At 54.1% G+C, this 18,264-nt stretch carries 23 protein-coding genes; 3 read left to right on the top strand and 20 right to left on the bottom strand.

What is annotated here, in order from left to right; translation table 11 throughout:
- Positions 1 to 199: 199 nt before the first annotated feature.
- The 17 genes from AM410_RS10350 to AM410_RS10270 all read right to left on the bottom strand — a co-directional run bounded on the left by AM410_RS10350 (position 200) and on the right by AM410_RS10270 (position 11,002).
- Positions 200 to 631 carry a tail fiber assembly protein gene (locus tag AM410_RS10350; protein WP_049023877.1) on the bottom strand — a complete coding sequence of 144 codons (432 nt, stop codon included), beginning with the start codon at positions 629 to 631 and terminating at the stop codon, positions 200 to 202.
- Position 632: 1 nt separating this feature from the next.
- Complete coding sequence (locus tag AM410_RS10345) at positions 633 to 2,831, bottom strand: phage tail-collar fiber domain-containing protein (protein ID WP_108647786.1); 2,199 nt, start codon at positions 2,829 to 2,831, stop codon at positions 633 to 635.
- A gap of 11 nt (positions 2,832 to 2,842) precedes the next feature.
- Positions 2,843 to 3,373, bottom strand: a complete 531-nt coding sequence (locus AM410_RS10340) for a phage tail protein I (RefSeq protein WP_108647784.1) — start codon at positions 3,371 to 3,373, stop codon at positions 2,843 to 2,845.
- Positions 3,366 to 4,274: a baseplate assembly protein gene (locus tag AM410_RS10335; protein ID WP_025202974.1), complete on the bottom strand. Its 909-nt coding sequence runs from the start codon at positions 4,272 to 4,274 to the stop codon at positions 3,366 to 3,368. Before AM410_RS10335 ends, AM410_RS10340 begins: the two co-directional genes overlap by 8 nt.
- 5 nt (positions 4,275 to 4,279) lie before the next feature.
- A complete protein-coding gene (locus tag AM410_RS10330; RefSeq protein WP_108647782.1) occupies positions 4,280 to 4,630 on the bottom strand; it encodes a GPW/gp25 family protein in 351 nt (116 codons plus the stop codon).
- Positions 4,627 to 5,268 (bottom strand): phage baseplate assembly protein V, encoded by a 642-nt coding sequence (locus tag AM410_RS10325; RefSeq protein WP_020883605.1) that lies wholly within the window; start codon positions 5,266 to 5,268, stop codon positions 4,627 to 4,629. Before AM410_RS10325 ends, AM410_RS10330 begins: the two co-directional genes overlap by 4 nt.
- Positions 5,269 to 5,377: 109 nt before the next feature.
- Entirely contained in the window at positions 5,378 to 5,845 is a 468-nt protein-coding gene (locus AM410_RS10320; protein ID WP_063156869.1) for a phage tail protein, read from the bottom strand.
- Positions 5,808 to 6,053: an Rz1-like lysis system protein LysC gene (gene lysC / locus AM410_RS24035; RefSeq protein ID WP_072126476.1), complete on the bottom strand. Its 246-nt coding sequence runs from the start codon at positions 6,051 to 6,053 to the stop codon at positions 5,808 to 5,810. The genes AM410_RS10320 and lysC overlap by 38 nt, the downstream gene beginning before the upstream one ends.
- On the bottom strand, positions 5,953 to 6,366 hold the full coding sequence (gene lysB / locus AM410_RS24100) for an Rz-like lysis system protein LysB (protein WP_032670153.1): 414 nt from the start codon (positions 6,364 to 6,366) through the stop codon (positions 5,953 to 5,955). The genes lysC and lysB overlap by 101 nt, the downstream gene beginning before the upstream one ends.
- Entirely contained in the window at positions 6,363 to 6,872 is a 510-nt protein-coding gene (locus tag AM410_RS10305; RefSeq protein WP_014171692.1) for a lysozyme, read from the bottom strand. The genes lysB and AM410_RS10305 overlap by 4 nt, the downstream gene beginning before the upstream one ends.
- Complete coding sequence (locus tag AM410_RS10300; RefSeq protein WP_014171693.1) at positions 6,856 to 7,077, bottom strand: HP1 family phage holin; 222 nt, start codon at positions 7,075 to 7,077, stop codon at positions 6,856 to 6,858. The genes AM410_RS10305 and AM410_RS10300 overlap by 17 nt, the downstream gene beginning before the upstream one ends.
- Complete coding sequence (locus tag AM410_RS10295; protein WP_020883600.1) at positions 7,068 to 7,271, bottom strand: tail protein X; 204 nt, start codon at positions 7,269 to 7,271, stop codon at positions 7,068 to 7,070. Before AM410_RS10295 ends, AM410_RS10300 begins: the two co-directional genes overlap by 10 nt.
- Before the next feature lie 123 nt (positions 7,272 to 7,394).
- A complete protein-coding gene (locus tag AM410_RS10290) occupies positions 7,395 to 7,835 on the bottom strand; it encodes a DinI-like family protein (protein ID WP_020883599.1) in 441 nt (146 codons plus the stop codon).
- A 109-nt stretch (positions 7,836 to 7,944) separates the two neighbouring features.
- Positions 7,945 to 10,140 (bottom strand): replication endonuclease, encoded by a 2,196-nt coding sequence (locus AM410_RS10285; RefSeq protein ID WP_108647780.1) that lies wholly within the window; start codon positions 10,138 to 10,140, stop codon positions 7,945 to 7,947.
- A 7-nt stretch (positions 10,141 to 10,147) separates the two neighbouring features.
- Positions 10,148 to 10,369 carry a TraR/DksA family transcriptional regulator gene (locus tag AM410_RS10280; protein WP_108647778.1) on the bottom strand — a complete coding sequence of 74 codons (222 nt, stop codon included), beginning with the start codon at positions 10,367 to 10,369 and terminating at the stop codon, positions 10,148 to 10,150.
- Positions 10,369 to 10,596, bottom strand: a complete 228-nt coding sequence (locus tag AM410_RS10275; RefSeq protein ID WP_020883596.1) for a DUF2732 family protein — start codon at positions 10,594 to 10,596, stop codon at positions 10,369 to 10,371. The genes AM410_RS10280 and AM410_RS10275 overlap by 1 nt, the downstream gene beginning before the upstream one ends.
- A 67-nt stretch (positions 10,597 to 10,663) precedes the next feature.
- Positions 10,664 to 11,002: a DUF5347 domain-containing protein gene (locus AM410_RS10270; protein WP_044866162.1), complete on the bottom strand. Its 339-nt coding sequence runs from the start codon at positions 11,000 to 11,002 to the stop codon at positions 10,664 to 10,666.
- A 287-nt stretch (positions 11,003 to 11,289) separates the two neighbouring features.
- On the opposite strand from AM410_RS10270, the gene AM410_RS10265 reads away from it, so the two are divergent.
- Both AM410_RS10265 and AM410_RS10260 read left to right on the top strand, forming a co-directional pair.
- Positions 11,290 to 11,865: a phage repressor protein CI gene (locus tag AM410_RS10265; RefSeq protein WP_025202968.1), complete on the top strand. Its 576-nt coding sequence runs from the start codon at positions 11,290 to 11,292 to the stop codon at positions 11,863 to 11,865.
- 271 nt (positions 11,866 to 12,136) lie between these two features.
- On the top strand, positions 12,137 to 13,306 hold the full coding sequence (locus AM410_RS10260) for a DNA repair protein (protein WP_063156873.1): 1,170 nt from the start codon (positions 12,137 to 12,139) through the stop codon (positions 13,304 to 13,306).
- Here AM410_RS10260 and AM410_RS10255 read toward each other — a convergent pair whose 3' ends face one another.
- Positions 13,307 to 14,071, bottom strand: coding sequence for a siderophore-interacting protein (locus tag AM410_RS10255; protein WP_032680231.1), 765 nt, complete (start codon positions 14,069 to 14,071; stop codon positions 13,307 to 13,309).
- A gap of 146 nt (positions 14,072 to 14,217) precedes the next feature.
- On the opposite strand from AM410_RS10255, the gene AM410_RS10250 reads away from it, so the two are divergent.
- A complete protein-coding gene (locus AM410_RS10250) occupies positions 14,218 to 14,712 on the top strand; it encodes a PadR family transcriptional regulator (protein ID WP_032679005.1) in 495 nt (164 codons plus the stop codon).
- Here AM410_RS10250 and AM410_RS10245 read toward each other — a convergent pair.
- Positions 14,709 to 16,268, bottom strand: a complete 1,560-nt coding sequence (locus tag AM410_RS10245) for a methyl-accepting chemotaxis protein (protein ID WP_014171702.1) — start codon at positions 16,266 to 16,268, stop codon at positions 14,709 to 14,711. The two genes, AM410_RS10250 and AM410_RS10245, sit on opposite strands and share 4 nt — an antisense overlap.
- Positions 16,269 to 16,603: 335 nt before the next feature.
- Complete coding sequence (locus AM410_RS10240; RefSeq protein ID WP_047743708.1) at positions 16,604 to 18,124, bottom strand: methyl-accepting chemotaxis protein; 1,521 nt, start codon at positions 18,122 to 18,124, stop codon at positions 16,604 to 16,606.
- Between the last annotated feature and the right edge of the window lie 140 nt (positions 18,125 to 18,264).

Raw genomic sequence — 18,264 nt, 5'->3', positions numbered from 1 at the left:
GCCAGAAAAAAATATTGACGGTAGCGTTTAAAAAAAGGCGAAATGCTTACTCAAAGCAATCATGAAGGTTTTTTATCTTATCTCGCGAAAAATGTAGATATGACAATGCCGGTTGCTGTCGGGGAAGGATAGAGTGTAATGATGGGTTAGTGTTTAGAAGAAAGAAAAAATGAAGCCCGCGACATACGCGGGCTTTGTGTTAATTGTTAGACGGAGCGTCAGGCCAGATAATATCTGGTGCGTTGTTGGTATCAATACGATTAAGCAATACCCGGTATTTCTTCCACTGCTGTAAAGAGAGAATTTCCGCTTCAGTCGCCATAGATAAATCAACGGCATCCTGAAGAGGTGAGATAGCTTGTGTCGCCAGAGACAATAACCTCGACTTCATTGACTGGGCATTATAAATATACTCTTCATGTGATGGCGGGGCAATTTCAACCCATTCCATGCAACTTTTATTAACATTGTAATGAGGAGTCATCCTGTCAGGTGATACCATGAAAGATTCGTATTCCTGTTCTGAGATCTCCTTCAAATCTGGAGGAACAGCAATACCTTGAGCTTCGTAAACCTGAATAGTGTCTTCAAGATAAAAGCTGCTATCTGAGTTACTAAAATATTTTTTCATCTCAATAGCCTGCCACAATTAATGAAAATGTACCGTTACAGTTATGCGTTTCTATTTTGACCTGATTTTTCCCAACAGGTGTGCAAAGATAAAATGAATCGGAATTATTACCACCGCTTCCAAAATAACTGACGCCAGTACCTAAAATACCATTAGGGAATGACGTTGGCAGGGTGACAGTCACAGCAGTGTTATTGCCGACTGCAATACTTCTAACTGCCTGCATAAAAACAGTGCCATTGCCATGGGTGTAATAAGCGCTATTGTTACCCGTCGTGGTTCTTCCCGTTCCATAACGAGCATCCGATTCAGCTTTGGTATAAGCCTGGCCAGCAGGTGTGTAGCTGCCTTTCGCCTGAAAACGTCCATCACTTTCGGTTTTTGTAAACGCACTGGTTTTAGGCATATAACCGGCATCTGACTGCGCTTTCGTGTAATAGCGGGCGTCAAAATTGGCATAATCACCAGGCACAAATTGACCAATTGTTCTTAGTTGCTTGCTTGCCCCGGCATAAGAAATAACAAAATTACCGCCAGTTGAATCTTCATTAATACGAAACCCACTCCCATCAGCAACTATAAAATACTTTTTCCCAGTATCGGATTCAGAAAAAGTAATGATGGGCGCGTTATTATTAATCTCCAGATTCCCGCTAAGCCTCCCCCCAGCTAACTTGAGATATCGTTCATCGAAGTTGGCATAATCGCCTGGAATGATTCGCTCCTTCATCTCAAGGCGACCGTTGCGGGTATTGATGTACCCTGTAATACCCGCTTCTGGACCACCTGCTGAGGTTAAGGTGCAATAAAATCCAATCCCATACCACGATTTCAATAGCATATTGTTATCAGAAAAACTTGCTGCATCGCCCCCAGAAAAAATCCCGGTAGCACTTCGCACGTTCAGACCGCCATTAAAATTTACAGTTCTCTGAAATGCTCCGCCTTGTGATGCTGAAACAGCATCAACTTCACCAGCGGTTGGTTTATTTACAGCATCATACTGTTTAGTCCAGGCTGACCACGTTCCACTGTAGAGCGTGCGGATGTAAGCGCGAGAGTTGTTGTATATCCGATAAACCTGCGTAATACCCGCGTGTTTATAAACCTCAAGTGAACCGGCATTCGACTCTGGGTAATTCTTACCCGTTTGGGCCTGTGCATTCGCTGGCTGATAATATAGTCCCGGCATGGTGTAGGCATTCAAATCTTCAGCATTGCCAATCCCCACTGCCTGACCGTTAAAAATATCCTGTGCCGTAATATTGATATCGCTAGTCAATGCCCGCCCATTTACTTTACGCCCTGACGGCACGCGTCCATTAGCATTGTCATACGCAGCCTTCACCGCTTTCGGTGTCGCGGCCAGTGTCTCAGATACATTGTCAATGGCGCTGCTGAGCTGGACGATACCTTTTTGTGCCGTGCTGGCATCCTGAGCCGTATATTTCCCTTTGGCCAGGTCATAGGTGGCCTTTACCGCTTTAGGCGTTGCGGCCAGCACCTCAGACACGCTGTCGATCGCACTACTGAGCTGGACGATACCCTTTTGTGCCGTGCTGGCATCCTGAGCTGTATATTTCCCTTTAGCCAGGTCATACGCGACCTTCACCGCTTTTGGCGTCGCGGCAACGACTTCAGAGACACTGTCGATCGCACTATTGAGCTGAGTAAAACCTTTTGCCGTCAGAGAGGCATCAGGATGGCGTCGGGACTGCTCGTGCTCGGTAAGTTTGTCGTCGACGTAATCCTGCGTCGCCATCACCGTTGAGGTGTCAATCGTCAACTCGACGGAGGCGATATCACTCACCATGATGACCATACGCACAGTCTGCGCACGTCCAGATCCTTCAGCGAGTGCAGGTTTGTAACTTTCAGCCATATTGCCGACAGCAATCAGCGTCCCGGTATCATCATAGAGCCCCATTTCACGCATCCAGAACCCGCCGATCTCCGGAGGGATCAGCAGCTCCGCCACGACATAATTTTTATTCTTTTTGTCCTGGCTGATTTTGTTCAGCGCATGACGCCAGACCTCATTGATGAGTTTCGTCTGGCTGGCATTTGGCGTCGGGAGTTGCCCGCCGCCATCACCCACCGCCATCGCCGTAAAATTCACTTTCTTCCCGTTCGGGACGGTTGCGGCAGCCAGTTTTTCGGCGCCGGCTTTGGTGATAACCGTTTTATACTTCACTGTCATTGTGCTCTCACTTATCCGGGGTAAACCGTGATGATGTCGCCGTCATAGCTCAGGGCACCGGTATAGAGATAGCCCGGAACATCCTGAATGATATTGAGGCCGATAAGATGTCGGCTGGCAGGCTTTGCATCAGCAATAAGCCGCTCCATTTCGTAATACATTTCTTCTGAGATGCCGGTTTCCAGCACGCCAATGTCCAGGCGAAACGTGCCTGCCGGGTCGTTGGTTTGCCACCACTCCGTCACGTTGATCAGATAGCCAAGTGGCTCCACCACGCGGCGTACTGCGCCGATCGTTCCTTTGTGTGCATGGATAAACCATGCATTGCGGATAACATCGCGCTTGGTGGCCTCAGGCCAGTTTTCATCCCAGCGATCAACCGAAAACGCCCACGCCAGCCAGGGCAACAGATTTGCCGGACAGCTGTCGGCATTCCAGAGGTGACGAAGCGGGACGGGGGTATTCTCAATGTCGGCACAGGCGCGCGCCGCCGCGACCTCAAGCGGCGACGACCCCACCGGTAACAATCGGGCATTACTCATCGTTTCCCCCAACGGTTACGCTGTACTGGCTGCACCATGAGGCCTGGGTTTCATCAAGCACAATATCGGCCGCAGGCGCGGTCAGTTCGACGCGTTGTACACCCTCAACATGCAGTGCAGCGTAAATGGCGGACTTACGAATATCCCGCCCGAGCCGGTGCTGTGCCGTTATATAGGCCTGCAGCCGGGCCCTTGCCGCGTTGAGTACTGGCTCGCTTTCGGGACCTGGGAAGAGAAAAAGAGAAGCCGCAATGTTGTAGTCGACAATGCTGGCGGACTGGACGGTCACACGATCGGCAACGGGCCTGACGTCCTCATCGTTCAGCGCGTTGCGCACAATGGCCAGCAGCTCTTCAGACGCCACGCCGTTATTCTCCCGGGACAGCACGGAGACGGTAACGTTCGCAGGCTGAGGACTGATGACAGAGATGTCCGCTACCCGGCCATCCGCGCTGCGGCCATGGAACTGATAAGCCCCCGTCGATCCCGCCACGCTCAGCCCTTCCGGGGCTTGCTGGATACGCAAACGAAAGTCGGTGTCAGACTCCATCACAGCCGGCGTGGGCGGAAACGTCGTGTCGTCGGCAGGCGTTATCACCAGACGCGCAAGGTTAGCGTTAGCTCCAAGCTGGTCGAGATCGCTACCGGTGGCGTAGGCCAGCATGACCGCACGCGCGGCCTCGTTAACGCGCTGGCGCCAGATAACTTCCCGATACGCATTCTCCTGCAGCAGTTTCACAATCGGCTCTGACTCAAGCGTCAGCGTTCGTGCAATTGCCTCCTGCTCTTCTTCGGGATAGAGCGAGACAAAAGTGGCCTTTCGTTCTGCCAGCAGCGTTTCGTAATCCACCTCCTCCACGACATCCGGCGCGGCGAGCTGGCTCAGATCAACAATAGCCATAGCGTTTAACTCAATGAAATAGTGATTGAAAAGGAATGTCCGGAGGTCTGGCGGGTGCCGGTGAGATCGACATACAGCGTCCCGTCATTCTCCGAACGTTCGAAAGTGATGGCCGTCAGGCTGATCCGCGGCTCCCATTTCTGGATAGCGGAGTAACATGCGGCCATGATTTGCAGGCGCAGCGCCGGATTCTGCGACCTGTCGATCATTGCCGCCAGCAGTGAACCGTACTCGCGGCGCATCACCCGCGAGCCAATCGGCGTGACCAGAATGTCCCGCACGCTTTGTCTGATATGTTCAGCCTCTGAAATGCTGAGCCCGGTCTGACTGTTCATTCCCCTGTAGCGCACCGTCATTGCGTCCCCTTAGTCCAGCTTCCGCCGCTTTGCACACTGCCGTGAGCATGGTTGTCCACCTGCACCCCATTGGAGGTGAATTTACCGCCGGAATGCTCAATATTGCCGGCCATTACCCCGCCCTTCTGCACTTCAAGAGAGGCGGTAATTAGCTTGTTGGTACACACCACCTCAGGTGTATCCAGGGTGATGCGCGTCTCAGACTTCACCAGGACCACCGGTACGGTGGCGGTGAGTGATTCAGAGGCTGTGATGTCAGCCGTTTTAATGCCTGTGGCCGTGAGTGCTCCGCTCCCGGGCTCGTACTCGATAACCGCCCCATCAGGGAACGAGACGTGGAGTGCGTCAGGGGAACCTGACGGCGCCGGGTGGTCATCGGAAAAGATACCTGGCAGCACGAAGGCGGTATCAAGCTCACCGCCGATGGCCAGCAGCAGCACTTGTTCTCCCTCGGACGGCGCCCACCACACGCGCGAACGGCCGGCGCGACAGGTCAGCCAGTTCAGCCAGGTGGTTTTCATCCCTCCGGACTGGACGCGGCAGAGCCCTCTGTTGAGGTCAACATCGGTGACAACACCGATACGAATCAGGTTACGGATCGCGCGAGCGATACCGTGCATGGAAGTGAGTGTATTCATGAGAAGAGAATGCCCTTCAGGGGGATCGGCAGCAACGAGACGGGGTTTTATGCGGGATGAAACAACAATCGTTCACGCTGATGGCTGGACAGCCATCAGCGCGGTGAACTTACGCTTTCCACTGGCTGACCAGTTCACCGTTGATGTACAGCTCCAGCGGACGTGTGACGGGCTCTGGCAACGGCGGCTCCGGGGAATAGGTGGCATGCAACGTTCCCTGCTCCTGCGAAACAAGAATGCGCTCGGTGAGCTGCAGGCTAAAGCTGATATTCACCGTACCATCGTCGTTGAAAGTGACGCCAAAGAGAAACCCGTTTTTTCGCCCGTCATCGAGGGTAAAAATATCTGGCTGGTTTTCACGCAGCCAGGCCAGTACCGGGACGAAGACCCCCTCGCTGTCGCCGGCGAAGCTACTGATATTCGCTTTCAGTTCATACTTTTTTTCAAAGGAGAGCGAGGACGCGAGGCGGGCGTCAATATTTCCGCTCCCCACCGACATCTGCAGATGATCAGGGTGATCGTTCAGTTGGGGAACGGCGTCAATTAATGCCTGACGCAGGCTGTTGAGTTTGTGCATCGAGTTTATCCTGACAGTCTTTTATGGTTTCGACCTGCAGCGCGCAGGCGATAAGGGCATGCTCTAGCCGACGAATATCAGCACTGAGATCGCCGTTGGTGATGGGCTCACTTCCCGGCATCGGACAGGCGCTCACCTTCGGGCAGGCGTTGTAAACAATGTGCTGCGGAGGCGCAGGCGGCGCGGGTGTGCAACCTGCGCACAGCATCAGGCAGCTGAGCGTTATACCAGCGGCGTAACTCTTCATTTTCATTTACCCATTTCCCGATAGCCGCTTCGCGTCGTGCCATCTCCTCGCCGACGGCAGCAAGGTCCTCGCGGAGCCTGACCTGCGCATCCTCGTTCGACCTGGCAATCCGCTGTGCTTCGGATAACTGCTGAAGCAGCGTGTTGATAGTGTTTTTTTGATCGCGGGCGATCTGGTTGGCTTTAGCAAGAGAGCGGGACAGGTTCACGTTGTCATGACGAAACCACAGCGTGATGGCCAGCAGAACGGCCAGTACCAGCAGAAGAGGTTTCATGGCTTCCCCTTCAGGCACCAGGCCTTCTCACGAGCTCGACGGTTTTCCAGTCCGGCATTTTTGACCCCATTGACGTACACCCAGCGGGTAAGCTGATTGCACGCCTGCGGCCACTGTTTACGCTTAATGAATGACACCAGCGTGGAACGGCAGGCAGCCCCTGTTCCAACGTTAAAGGCAAAACTCACCAGCGCATCATAGACACGGGGCGGCATCTCCACCGGTGCGCATACCGCCAGCCGTCTTTCAACGTTCATCACGTCGGCAACAAGGTTCGCTGCCGCCTCACGCTCTGTAATTTCCCGTCCCGGCACGACACCTGACGTATGGCCAATGCCTGATGTCCATACGCCCGCACTGCAACGATAAGGCGACAGGCGACACCCTTCGAGATCAGCAATGAGCGCCAACCCCTCCGGTGAGGTGTTCAGTAACCGGAAGTCAGGCATCAGCACCGCCAGGGCAAGTACGCCCGCGGCGCTGCAACGCTTAATGATTGAGTTCACGAATACTCTTCTTATCGAGTCCAAGAGAGGTCAGATAGCGATAGGTTTTCCGCTTAAACCAGTAATTCGTCAGCGCGGTAAAAATGGCGCAGAGGCTTCCCACGTATAGCGCGACTTTTTCAGGAGACATCGCCCCGAACCAGGCCAGCGCTACGGCCAGCCAGTAGGCGATAAACGTGGTGATTTTCTCAAGACTCAGTCCCATAGGTTCACTGATTCTTTAGTCGGTGCGCTATCAACCTCTGGCATGTCTATCGGCGTGCCATGAGGTAAGATGACCCCCAACTCCGCGAGGCCAGAATTGGCGTTCAGAACGGTTTCGACCACCCCTGCCGTGCGTCCATAATAACGGGCACAGATGGCATCAAGCGTGTCCCCCTGCATTGCATAGATTTTCATCAGACGCTCCCAACATCCGGATTTCCAGGTACCGTTGAGTTTCCAGCGCTGGCGCCCTTTTTGCTATCGCTGCAGGATGGACAATCGCGGACACAACAGACTGCCCGCGAGATGGCAGAGGGCCTAGCGCCAGCTCTCGTCTTCCCAGACTTCCCGGAGGATATTGTCCAGCGCTTCGCGATCGGCCTCTCTTTCAATCCCCTGCAACTCCACGCCGGTCATGGATCCTTTTTTGACGGTAACCAGCGTTGACGGAAACACGGATCTTATCCTGCGGGTTAATTCATCCTGAAACGCCTCCACGACGGACGGACCAATAAGCTGATCCTTATCCAGGGTAATGTTCACCCGCACGCTGGCCTCTTTTTTGATTCTGTCCGGAACGGGTGATGCCGAGAAAACCACGGTAAACGCGTTGTTCCTGATTAAATTTCCTCTCGCAATCTCAGCGATCAAATTCAGGGCAATTTCACGATCTCTTTCCTGACACGTTCCTTCTGTCGTCAGCCGCGCAATCATCTCGACGCGTTCAATCATGACTTGCTCGTTCAACTCTCTGTCCACACAACCTCCACCACGAGATACTGTATAAACATACAGTAGCATGTATTCATAAAAAGAGTGAAGCAAAAAATCAGAACCATGCGAGGTATGTACATGATATCGATGAAGATTAGCGAATCCCTTTGCTTATCAGATGCGTTAAATACCTTATACGTTCAAGGATTTTCCGGGCCTTTTGCTGATAAGACGGTGCCGCAGGAAATAGCGATCCGTCTGCAGATCCCCGGCACCATTTGTCGTTAAAACGGCTAATGCCCCCCGCCATAAGATGCAGGGCTTCCCCCCGGCTGATCGTTATTCCGGTGGCGAGCCGTATCTCATCAATCACTCTCTCTGCCACTCCGTTCTGCGGATCCTTGTCATAGACAAAGGGAGTCTTTGCAACCGGTCTGGGGAGGGTTATGCGTGCGGCTAACGCGCGTCTCGCACGCCGGCTGAGGGGTTGAGAGACGTCGCTCACCGTACAGTTATTGACAGAACTCCAAGAACGCGCAGCGGTGCCGTTAAGGTCAACGGCCAAATCAACGGCACGCTTCGGCACAATTTTCCACTGCGTGAGCCGGGTCAAAATCGGCGAGCCCGGGCCGAGTGCGGTGTCGTAAACGCCGCGAATACAGACTCGTTCTTCGCCGTACTGATTGTATTCGGCACGGGGCTCATACAGCGTGCGCACCTGCAACGCATCCCGACGAACAAACGGTCCTCCCTGTGCATTGACGTATCCTGCCCAGTCTCCGGCGTCCGCGGCGTCATGCGCTGCCGCAAATTCTACGCTCAGACCGTGTGCGGCCTGCGTATCAGTCAAACGGCGCAGCTCACGGTAGACGGTCACCGGTGCACCGCCGATAAACTGAAACTGACGGATATGCCAGCGCGCCGCCCAGGCCGAAACAGCAGATGCAGTCACTTTAAGCAACTCGCCGCTTTCGTGATCTGTCTCGCCATCAAGGGCATAGCCGTCGATATTCTTGGAGATGTATTTAGCGATATAACCGGTGGCACTGCCCTTTTGCGGGTCTATAGCTTCAGCGTGAAAGCGAGCTTTTCTGGCGTTATCGCTTTGCAGTTCAAAAGCGTCTTCCTCCTGTGTGTATTCCTCCATAATGCGGCGAACGCGCTCAACGTTTTCGGGCAGCATGAACATCAGCATGTGCCAGTGAGGCGTACCGTCATGGTGGGGTTCAGCAACGCGGATGCCAAACAGACGAATCGCCTGCCGGTGGAGTTTTGCCCGGATCCGCGCCCACAGTTTTGTCAGGTAGTTTTGTGTATCCGCAGGGCTCGCCCCGTTCCATTTACCGTTACGATAGCCGGTGTTCAGGGTGGCGTGATATTTCGACGGCGCGGTTAAGGTATAAAACTCGCCCACATAGCCAAGCTCATGGCAGATATTTTCAAACCCGCGGATGCGGGTCATCAGTTCGCAGCGACGTATCGCGGGATTGGCCACCGAGCCATCGTGCCTGGCAATCAGGCTTATACGGTTGCCCTCTTCATCCTCCAGTTCCAGACCTTTAAGAAATTCACGCGTGCGCCGCTTCTGTTCACGCCAGTCAGTGATGCAGCGTTTACTCGCATAGGCAGACTTCTTTTTGCTGACGTTTCCAAGTGCAATCTGCACATGCTCACGCCAGGCGGCCGCCATGCGACGCAGTCGTCCACGCCACCAGTCTTCGGAAAACATGCGGATCACCGCTGGCGCAATGTCCTCTTTGTTAAAGAGTATCTTCGACACGCGCTCCCAGTGAGGAGGCAGTACATTGAACTGGCGGGTGATTAATCCAGCGCGCTGATACCAGACATGAAGGGTTTGAAATTCGCCGAGGTCAGCGTCATTGATATTCGCCAGCTCGGAACGAATAAAGCCAGCGATGTCAGCGGCCAGCAAATCAATATCGGCGCGGGACATATCCGGGAGACGGTTGAAGCGGGCAATCAGCGTAACCATCCGCGATGCGAGATATTGCGAAAGCGGCGTGTCGAAGTGTCCACCAAAAACGGCGGTGGAGACGTTACGGTCAACACCTGAACAGGCATACCGTGCCGAGACCTGCTGCAGACGCGGTAATACCCTGTTGCAGAACCGAATCAAAAAGGCATTGGCTCGCAGGCTGCCCTGATGGAGTTCAAGAGCATCAACCGTGCGCCAGACGTCAAAACGCACGCAGTCAGGCTGCAGAGCGAGCGCTTTTCTGGCTTGCTGCAGCGCCGCGAACAGACGGTCGCGACGCTGTAATTGGGGGTGAGTCAGGTAGGGGCTGGCAATAGCCGATCGGGGTTCATTCCACGGATAAGCAAATGACATCACCAACTTATCCTCCCCGGAAATGTTTGTTTTTCAGCTCCGTGATCTCCTGGCAAGTGACGCATAAGGCCACTCCAGGTAACGCCTTTCGCCGCGCCTCGGGGATGGGGATGTCGCACTCCTCGCAGGTAAAACGCGAGGGCGATGCGCATCGCTGGCGAGCGCTATTAATATGACGTTCGCGCTCTTCAAGCTCACGCTCCTGCGCCTGATCGATAAAATCGGCCATCAGTGCAGCTCCTGGGATTCGCGTTCGTAACGGGCAGCCTCGTGACACAGCAGTTCCGCTGCGTCTTCGCCACACATTCCGGTTTTATAGATGTGACTGGCTAATGCCTCCAGACGCAGGGAGACGGCGAGTGCGCGCGCCCTGCGCTCCTCCATCTTCGCCTGCACCAGCAGGCGCTGGAGTTCCTCGCGCCCGTTCAGAAAAGTGCGGTTTTCGCTATTTCGCATCACTCATTCTCCTTAATTCAGGCAATAAAATGCCCGGCGGGTTTACGCCATTACGTTTTGGGGTGGATTAAAGCGGCATGGTCAGCCGTTCAGGAAATAAACTCACGACTGCACGGAAATGATTCATGGCTCCGATAAGCGCTCTTTTCTCCTCAGTCGTCAGCTCATTGATACCGCATTCGTGACGGGCGGCGGGTAATTTAGCCAGGAAAAAGATGGCGGCCAGCGCCCTGTTATTCTCTTCAAAACAGGGATCGCGCTTATCGCGCATCTCGGCCAAAAACCACGCCAGCGCTTTCTCGTTATCGCCCCAGTACCTGGCACGCAGTTCGGCCACGTGATTAAGCCCGGAAAGACGTGCCCCCACCTTGAGTGGGACCGTTGCACGTGTCGCTTCTATTGCCATAACGTCCCTCGCGTTGATTCACACTGTGTGAATTACTCACCCGTAACGGGTTGAAAACGGGATTGGCCTACGCGTTACGCCGCTTTCCAGCGCAGCGAACTGCGCCAGCCTAACGACAGGGCTGGCACTTTGATGATTGCGATTTCAGAAGCCATGTTGCATGATTCCCATTTTGATAATGTCTGCAATCATTAGCCTCTGTTTGCCAACGTCTGCCGCTGATTGCCCGAATTCGCATTGATACTAATACTCAATTGAGCATTAGTAAATACCCAAAGGAATATATTTTGATTTTAGATTCTCAAGTGAATAATGAAGAGTTACTCGATAGAATCTGTCAGGTATATGGTTTTACCCAAAAAATCCAGCTGGCCCGGCACTTCAATATTGCCGCCAGTTCCCTTCAGAACCGCTACGCGCGCGGCACCATCTCCTACGACTTCGCGGTACAATGTGCACTGGACACAGGGGCCAGCCTGCGCTGGTTGATGACCGGACAAGGTGCTCAGTTTGAAGGTAACCCTGCACCTGGCGATCCCGTTGCTGTTGTTACATTCACTCTCAGTGATGGTCAGCTGGAAGAAAATTCCACTTTGAGTATCGATTCACATCTCTTTAGCAAACCGCTCACTCGCGGTATCGCAGTCCGGTCTGAGGCAAAGCTCCACTTTGTTGAAAAAGGGGCGTCATTAACCGACGGGCTATGGCTGGTTGAGATTGAAGGCACTATCAGTCTTCGTGATTTAACCCTGCTGCCGGGGAAAAAACTCCACGTCGCGGGCGGCAAAGTCCCCTTTGAATGCGGTATCGATGAGATAAAAACACTGGGCCGTGTGGTGGGCATCTACAGCGAGGTGAACTGATGGCGGGTCGTATGGTACGTATGGCATCATTCGATTTCGCTATGCAGGGCATTCAGCCTTAGGTATTCCTTCAGGACTGGCAGAACAAGAACCGGGGCCTAAGCTACCCCGCCAGCCTTTCGGCTTCCTGTTCGTGCCACTCTTCTTCACAAACCCTAAAAACTAAAGAAATCCCCCATCGCGCCGATCATCATCCGTGTGTATTATTTCCTGTAGCGTTTACAACAATTAACCTTAACTCAAATACTTAAGCGCCAAAGCGAAAGGCATCATGAGCACACCGATCAAACGGCTTGAAATCATAAAAAATGCGATTGAACTGGAAGACGACGACATCATCCAGAGCCAGCTGACACGGCTGAAAAATGAAGCGTTTGACGATGAGCTACAGGCAATCGTCGCGGCGCTTGAGCAGAAAAACTATACCGTTGCCATGGCGGCGATCGCTGCCTGGCTACAGGGCCAGCGCGCCATGACGCAATGGCGTGACCCGCAGGTGGCGGCCAGCAAGATGGAGCTAAAAGCGCTGGAAGAGCGCCTCAGGGATTTGATTGACCGTCGCAATGCCCGCGTGCAACAGCTCGATGAATTCAACGATCTCTATTTCTCCCGCCTCGGACCGCTGATGCAGCAGATCCTCGCCCTGCGTAAAACGCTGGCGGAGCTGAACCTGCGACGTCAACAGGCGGAGGCGCGTCGACGTGAGGAAGACTACCGTCGCTGCCAGCGCTATATGGCGCAGGCGGTGGAGGTGCTGGCGATGCTGACCCAGCGCTGGCGCGATCTGCCTGCGGATTCCGTACAGGCCGCCGAGGCGCGTAAGCAACTGCAGCAGCAAAGCAATCTGATTGCTAACCTGCTGGCCGAAGCGCTGGAGCTGGAGAGTGGCTTAACGCGCGAAGAAGAGCCTGCACGTCAGGCGCGCGACGAGGCCAATGAAGAGTACGAGAAATATCGCGAGCAGCATCACGATGCCGAAATGCGCCTTCGTAAAGGCAATAACCTCTCCGAGGAAGATCAGAACGAACTGAAGCGTCTCTGGCGTCAGGCGAGCAAGCTCTGCCATCCGGACCTGGTCGCTGACGATCTGAAAGAAGAGGCCAACGCGATGATGGTGCAACTCAACCAGGCCAAACAGCGTGGTGACGTTAAAGCCATTCGTTCGCTGGTGGCACGTCTGCAGCAGGGCTTTGAGCCGCTGATGGCAAGCGACAGGCTGAACGATCTGGAACGTATCCGCAAAAAAATGGCGCAGGTTCGCGAGCAGATTGACACGTTAGTGAACGAGCTGGCGGAGCTGGAGAAAGAGGAGTCCTGGCTGCTGGTCTCGTCGCTAAGCAATATGGAAGCCTACTTTGCCCAGCAAGAGAAGGCGCTGCACGACGTTCGCGCCTCGCTCGAACATCAGGTGAGCGAAGCGCAGCTGGAGTCCGCAGCCTGATTATTTAGCGTGCCAGTATGCACTGGCACGCACCAGTTGCTGGTCGATTGCGTCGGTTTCAAACTGACGGCTCAGGTTTTTCACCACCTTTCCTTCCCCGGTCAGCCAGATAAAATAATCTTCCGCAGGCACCGTCAACGCCGCCAGACGCTCGGCCACCGCCTGTTCGCTGTGGCCGACAACCCAGGTGATGTTGAACGCGCTCAGATGGGCCAGATAGTCCTGATACGACGCATCACCGACCGTCACCACCGCATGAATGTCCGGGCGAACCGGCAGTGTTGCGATGCTTTCCAGGCGACGGCGCAGCGCGGGCATGCCGGATTCATCGCACACATACAGTTGCCAGGCATAATCTTCCGGCACAACCAGCGAGCCGCGCGGGCCGCCAATCGTGAGCGTGTCACCCACTTTTGCCTCTGTCGCCCAGTGGCTGGCAACGCCGCCATCGTGTATGAAGAAATCGAGCACCAGCTCATGCCGTTCGGCATCGTACAGAGGTGTATAGTCTCGCGCCTGCGGACGCACACCGTCGCCCCAGTCGATACCTTCATCGGTAACAACCGGTGGTACAAAGGTCGCCCCTGGGGCCGGGAAAAACACTTTTGTGTGGTCGTCGAAACCGCGAGAGCTAAAGCCCTCCAGCGCCTCGCCGCCTAAAACAATGCGCTGGAAACCTGCGCTGACACGCTCAACGCGAAGCACGTCCAGCTTGCGAAAACGGAGATCATTACGAACACGTTGTGGGTAACGGGTGGATGTCATGGTGAGACCCTTCTCAGGTGAATACGATATATCTAAATCAATTTTAAATGATAATGATTGCTAATCAGCAAGAATGCAAGATCTTTTAGATTGCATCTGAATATATCTAAGATATAGTTTAGATATATCAATTTGAAGGGGTGAGTATGCGAAACGAACACGACGGCGGCGGACGCCGACCACGCTTTTTTGGTCACGGCGATCTGCGTCTGGTGATACTGGATATCCTGACCCACAACGCGAGCCATGGCTACGAGTTGATCAAGGCGATCGAGAACATGACGCAGGGAAACTACACTCCAAGCCCTGGCGTTATCTACCCGACCCTCGATTACCTTCAGGATCAGACCTATATCACCATCACCGAAGAAGAGAATGGCCGCAAGAGAATCGCGATTACCGTGGCCGGTCAGCAGTGGCTGGATGAAAATCAGGAGCAGCTGGCGCAAATTCAGGCGCGTATTAAAGCGCGCTCCGTCGGCTTCCAGCTGAGAAAAAACCCGCAAATGAAGCGGGCTCTGGATAACTTCAAAGCGGTGCTAGACCTGAAGGTGAACCAGGGCGAACTCAGCGATGCGCAGCTTAAGCAGATCATCGGCGTGATCGACCGCGCAGCGCTGGAGATCTCCCAGCTGGATTAAGCCAGTACGCGATCGCTCACGCGGAAGACGCGGACAAGGTCTTTCAGGTGCATCGCCTGTTCGTTCAGGGACGCTGCTGCCGCGACAGACTCCTCCACCAGGGCGGAGTTCTGCTGCGTTGTGGCATCAATCAGGCCGATCGCGCTGTTAATTTGCGAGATCCCTTCCGTCTGCTCATGGCTGGCCTGGCGGATCTCACGCAGAATGACGTCCATCTCTTCCACGTTGCCGACCATACCGTTAATCAACTCGCTCGCTTTCTCGACCAGGTTCATCCCGTCCTGCGTCTGGCTGGTAGAACTTTCGATCAGCTGACGAATTTCACTGGCGGATGACGCACTCTTCTGCGCAAGCTGACGCACTTCGCCTGCCACCACCGCAAAACCACGACCGTGCTCGCCCGCACGTGCTGCTTCCACCGCCGCGTTCAGCGCCAGAATGTTGGTCTGGAAAGCGATGGCGTCGATCAGGTCGATGATGTCAGACATCCGGTTAGAAGTCTCGTTAATCAGGCGCATTTTGCTGGTGACCTGCTTCATCATTTCGCCGTTGTTTTTGACCACCATGGCAGCGTCCGCCGAGAGGTGAGTTGCTTCTCCGGTGTGTGAGGCGGTGTTTTTTACCGTCGCCGTGATCTGCTCCATCGAGGCAGCGGTCTGTTCAACAGAGCTGGCCTGCTCTTCGGTGCGCGCGGCAAGATCCTGGTTCCCCGCGACAATCTGCGCGGCGGCACTCGAGATATTCTCCGAACCGGTCTGGACCTGCTGCACAATGTCCAGCAGACGCGTTTTCATCTCCATCAGCGCATGCAGCAGCAGGCCGGTTTCGTCTTTACCGTGCGGCGTGATGCTGCCGGTCAGATCGCCTTCAGCAATGGCTTTTGCAAAATCCACCGCCTCGCCCAGCGGACGCGTGATTGAGCGCACGATAAACCAGCCAATCAGGCTGCCGGTCGCGACGCTAAAGAGCGTGATCAGGATCAGCAGCAGGCGATTCGATTTGAAATCGCCCTCGACCTGCACTCCTGCGCTTTGCATTTCCTGGTTCTGAATCGCGATCAACGCCTGCACGTTGGCTTTATAGGCCTGCTGTAGCTTCAGGGTGTTGGTCATCATCTCCTGAATAGCGCCCGCCCGATCGTTATTCTGCACCGCCTGCAAAATGCGATAACGCGAGTCCAGATACTGCTGACGCACGCCGCGTATCTCAGCAAGAACCCGCTGTGATTCAGGATCCTGCAGCGCAGTATTCAGCTCGCCGAGGATCACCGTAATCTGTTCGCTGATCGCTTTAAGACGCTGCTGTGACTGCGCTGTATACGTTCCCTGTTCATCCAGTAACATCAGCTGCTGAGTGCCAATAAATTCCTGGAAGTTGTCGATTAACTGGTTCGCTTTTACCGTGGTCGGATAATCACGGGTAATGATGGATTGCATTCCGTTGTTCGCCCGGTTCAGGCTTAGCAAGGATAAACTCGCACTGACCACCATCAGGACAATAAAGAATCCAAACGCCAGAAATAATTTCGTGCCGATCTTTACGTCATGTAAGAACATATTTTCTCCATCGATGTGATTATTTCTCAGACGATCACCGTTATCGGTAACGAAACCACTAACTTTATGACTTTGATCGTTTTTTTATTTCATAACCACGACAATGGATAGGTGTAGGCTATTAATATCCGAAAATCGATCGTTACGTCACCCTCTGATGAGGCATTTTCAAAATAGCATCGGGGAAAACGGACTTAGGCTGGGGTAAATATCTGATGTGCTTTCTTTAGTTACTTAATATAAAGTTAACAATAAAAGACATTAATAATTACATTCAGAAAAAATAAAGCCGCTTATTCCTGATGAAATAAACGGCTTTCTGGAACCTTACTGGCTCAATGGAGCACGGTTACCGCATCCTTAAGACGCCCGGCGCGATGCTTCACCATTGCGGATATGTGGGCACTTTCCTCAACCAGATCGGCATTTTTCTGCGTGATGCTGTCCAGCTCGGCCACCGCACGGGTGAGCTCTGACAAGCCGGTAGCCTGTTCAGAGGTGGAGTGGCTGATCTGCGCGATAAGCTGCGTCACGTTTTTCACCTGCTCGACGATATCATCCATTGTACGACCGGCGGCATGAACCTGATCAGAGCCGGACTGCACCTTGCTGGCGCTGGCATCAATCAGCTTGCGAATATCGTTGGCTGCACTGGCGCTACGGCTGGCGAGATGGCGCACTTCGCCGGCGACAACCGCAAAGCCTTTCCCCTGCTCACCGGCTCTTGCCGCCTCCACCGCCGCATTCAGCGCCAGAATATTGGTCTGAAACGCGATGTCGTTAATAAGGGAGGTAATCGAGCCAATCCGCTGCGTGCTATCCGCGATGTCATCCATGGTTTTCACCACCGTCTGCATCGCGTTTCCGCCTTTGGTCGCCGCGCTGCTGGCGGCCACTGACAGCTTATCCACTTCGGCGGCGGTTTCTGAATTACTCTGCACTGAGGCGGCCATCTGGTTCATTGTCGCCACGGTCTGCTGCACATTGGCCACGGTCTGACGCGTCCGATCGTTCAGATCTTCATTCCCCTTTGCCAGCCTGTCGCTGCCATCACGCACGCTCACCACCTGGCTTGACACATCGTTAATCAACCAGCGGCACATCAGCCCCAGCTGCCCTACCGCACGCAGGGTCAACCCCAGCTCGTCGCTGCGGTTCAGGTGCTGCACGCTGTTGCGCTCGCCGGTGGCGACTTTCAGCGCCTGACGCGCCACGTTTTCGATCGGACGAACAATCTGCTGCTCAAACAGCAGCGTGCCCAGCAGCATAACTACCGCGGCGGCAGCCAGCGGGTACGCACCCGCTGAGGTGGCCACCAGCGTGGCAGCCAGCACCGCAAACAGCCCCGCCATCACGCTTCGCACGCGCCAGCGCAGCGGCATTTCTGGAAGTTTCCCCAGCCAGCCTTTCCTTACCACCAGTCCTTTATGAATACGTTTCTTGCAGCGCCCGTCATTCAGAGCCCGATAGAGCGGCTCCACGCCAGCAATCTCTTCTGCCGTGGCTTTGGTGCGAATCGACATATAGCCCGTCACCTGCCCGTGACGCACCATCGGCACCGCGTTGGCGCGCACCCAGTAGTGGTCGCCATTTTTACGTCGGTTTTTGACAATGCCGCTCCACGGCTCGCCCTTTTGCAGGGTGTACCACATATCGGCAAACGCCGCTTTTGGCATATCGGGGTGGCGCACCAGATTGTGCGGCTGGCCCATCAGCTCATCAAGCTGATAGCCACTCACCTGCACAAAGGTGTCGTTGGCGTGGGTCAGGTAACTGTGGATATCGGTGGTCGACATTAAGGTGGTGTCATCGTCCAGAGGATATTCATTCTGGGTGACAAAGGTTGGAGCGGACATCGTGAGCATCCCTTGCAGGTTATTTGAATGTTAATTTTGTGGATTAATGTTTTTTCGGCGGTAAAGAATTTATCTTTAGTTGTTAAAGTTGATAGAGATCGCAGATTTCACTTAAACCGCACTTTTTGTGAGATTTTATA

It is taken from the genome of Enterobacter cloacae complex sp. FDA-CDC-AR_0164 (assembly GCF_003071645.1).
Lineage (GTDB): Bacteria > Pseudomonadota > Gammaproteobacteria > Enterobacterales > Enterobacteriaceae > Enterobacter > Enterobacter ludwigii.
Note: the sequence above shows the minus strand (reverse complement) of the source record. Positions and strands in the feature narration are given on the sequence as shown.

Excerpts from the sequence above, each read along its gene's own strand:
- AM410_RS10350 (WP_049023877.1), bottom strand. The coding sequence starts at position 631 with ATGAAAAAATATTTTAGTAACTCAGATAGCAGCTTTTATCTTGAAGAC.
- AM410_RS10345 (WP_108647786.1), bottom strand. The coding sequence starts at position 2,831 with ATGACAGTGAAGTATAAAACGGTTATCACCAAAGCCGGCGCCGAAAAA.
- AM410_RS10340 (WP_108647784.1), bottom strand. The coding sequence starts at position 3,373 with ATGAGTAATGCCCGATTGTTACCGGTGGGGTCGTCGCCGCTTGAGGTC.
- AM410_RS10335 (WP_025202974.1), bottom strand. The coding sequence starts at position 4,274 with ATGGCTATTGTTGATCTGAGCCAGCTCGCCGCGCCGGATGTCGTGGAG.
- AM410_RS10330 (WP_108647782.1), bottom strand. The coding sequence starts at position 4,630 with ATGACGGTGCGCTACAGGGGAATGAACAGTCAGACCGGGCTCAGCATT.
- AM410_RS10325 (WP_020883605.1), bottom strand. The coding sequence starts at position 5,268 with ATGAATACACTCACTTCCATGCACGGTATCGCTCGCGCGATCCGTAAC.
- AM410_RS10320 (WP_063156869.1), bottom strand. The coding sequence starts at position 5,845 with ATGCACAAACTCAACAGCCTGCGTCAGGCATTAATTGACGCCGTTCCC.
- lysC (WP_072126476.1), bottom strand. The coding sequence starts at position 6,053 with ATGCTGTGCGCAGGTTGCACACCCGCGCCGCCTGCGCCTCCGCAGCAC.
- lysB (WP_032670153.1), bottom strand. The coding sequence starts at position 6,366 with ATGAAACCTCTTCTGCTGGTACTGGCCGTTCTGCTGGCCATCACGCTG.
- AM410_RS10300 (WP_014171693.1), bottom strand. The coding sequence starts at position 7,077 with ATGGGACTGAGTCTTGAGAAAATCACCACGTTTATCGCCTACTGGCTG.
- AM410_RS10295 (WP_020883600.1), bottom strand. The coding sequence starts at position 7,271 with ATGAAAATCTATGCAATGCAGGGGGACACGCTTGATGCCATCTGTGCC.
- AM410_RS10285 (WP_108647780.1), bottom strand. The coding sequence starts at position 10,140 with ATGTCATTTGCTTATCCGTGGAATGAACCCCGATCGGCTATTGCCAGC.
- AM410_RS10280 (WP_108647778.1), bottom strand. The coding sequence starts at position 10,369 with ATGGCCGATTTTATCGATCAGGCGCAGGAGCGTGAGCTTGAAGAGCGC.
- AM410_RS10275 (WP_020883596.1), bottom strand. The coding sequence starts at position 10,596 with ATGCGAAATAGCGAAAACCGCACTTTTCTGAACGGGCGCGAGGAACTC.
- AM410_RS10270 (WP_044866162.1), bottom strand. The coding sequence starts at position 11,002 with ATGGCAATAGAAGCGACACGTGCAACGGTCCCACTCAAGGTGGGGGCA.
- AM410_RS10260 (WP_063156873.1), top strand. The coding sequence starts at position 12,137 with ATGAGCACACCGATCAAACGGCTTGAAATCATAAAAAATGCGATTGAA.
- AM410_RS10255 (WP_032680231.1), bottom strand. The coding sequence starts at position 14,071 with ATGACATCCACCCGTTACCCACAACGTGTTCGTAATGATCTCCGTTTT.
- AM410_RS10250 (WP_032679005.1), top strand. The coding sequence starts at position 14,218 with ATGCGAAACGAACACGACGGCGGCGGACGCCGACCACGCTTTTTTGGT.
- AM410_RS10245 (WP_014171702.1), bottom strand. The coding sequence starts at position 16,268 with ATGTTCTTACATGACGTAAAGATCGGCACGAAATTATTTCTGGCGTTT.
- AM410_RS10240 (WP_047743708.1), bottom strand. The coding sequence starts at position 18,124 with ATGTCCGCTCCAACCTTTGTCACCCAGAATGAATATCCTCTGGACGAT.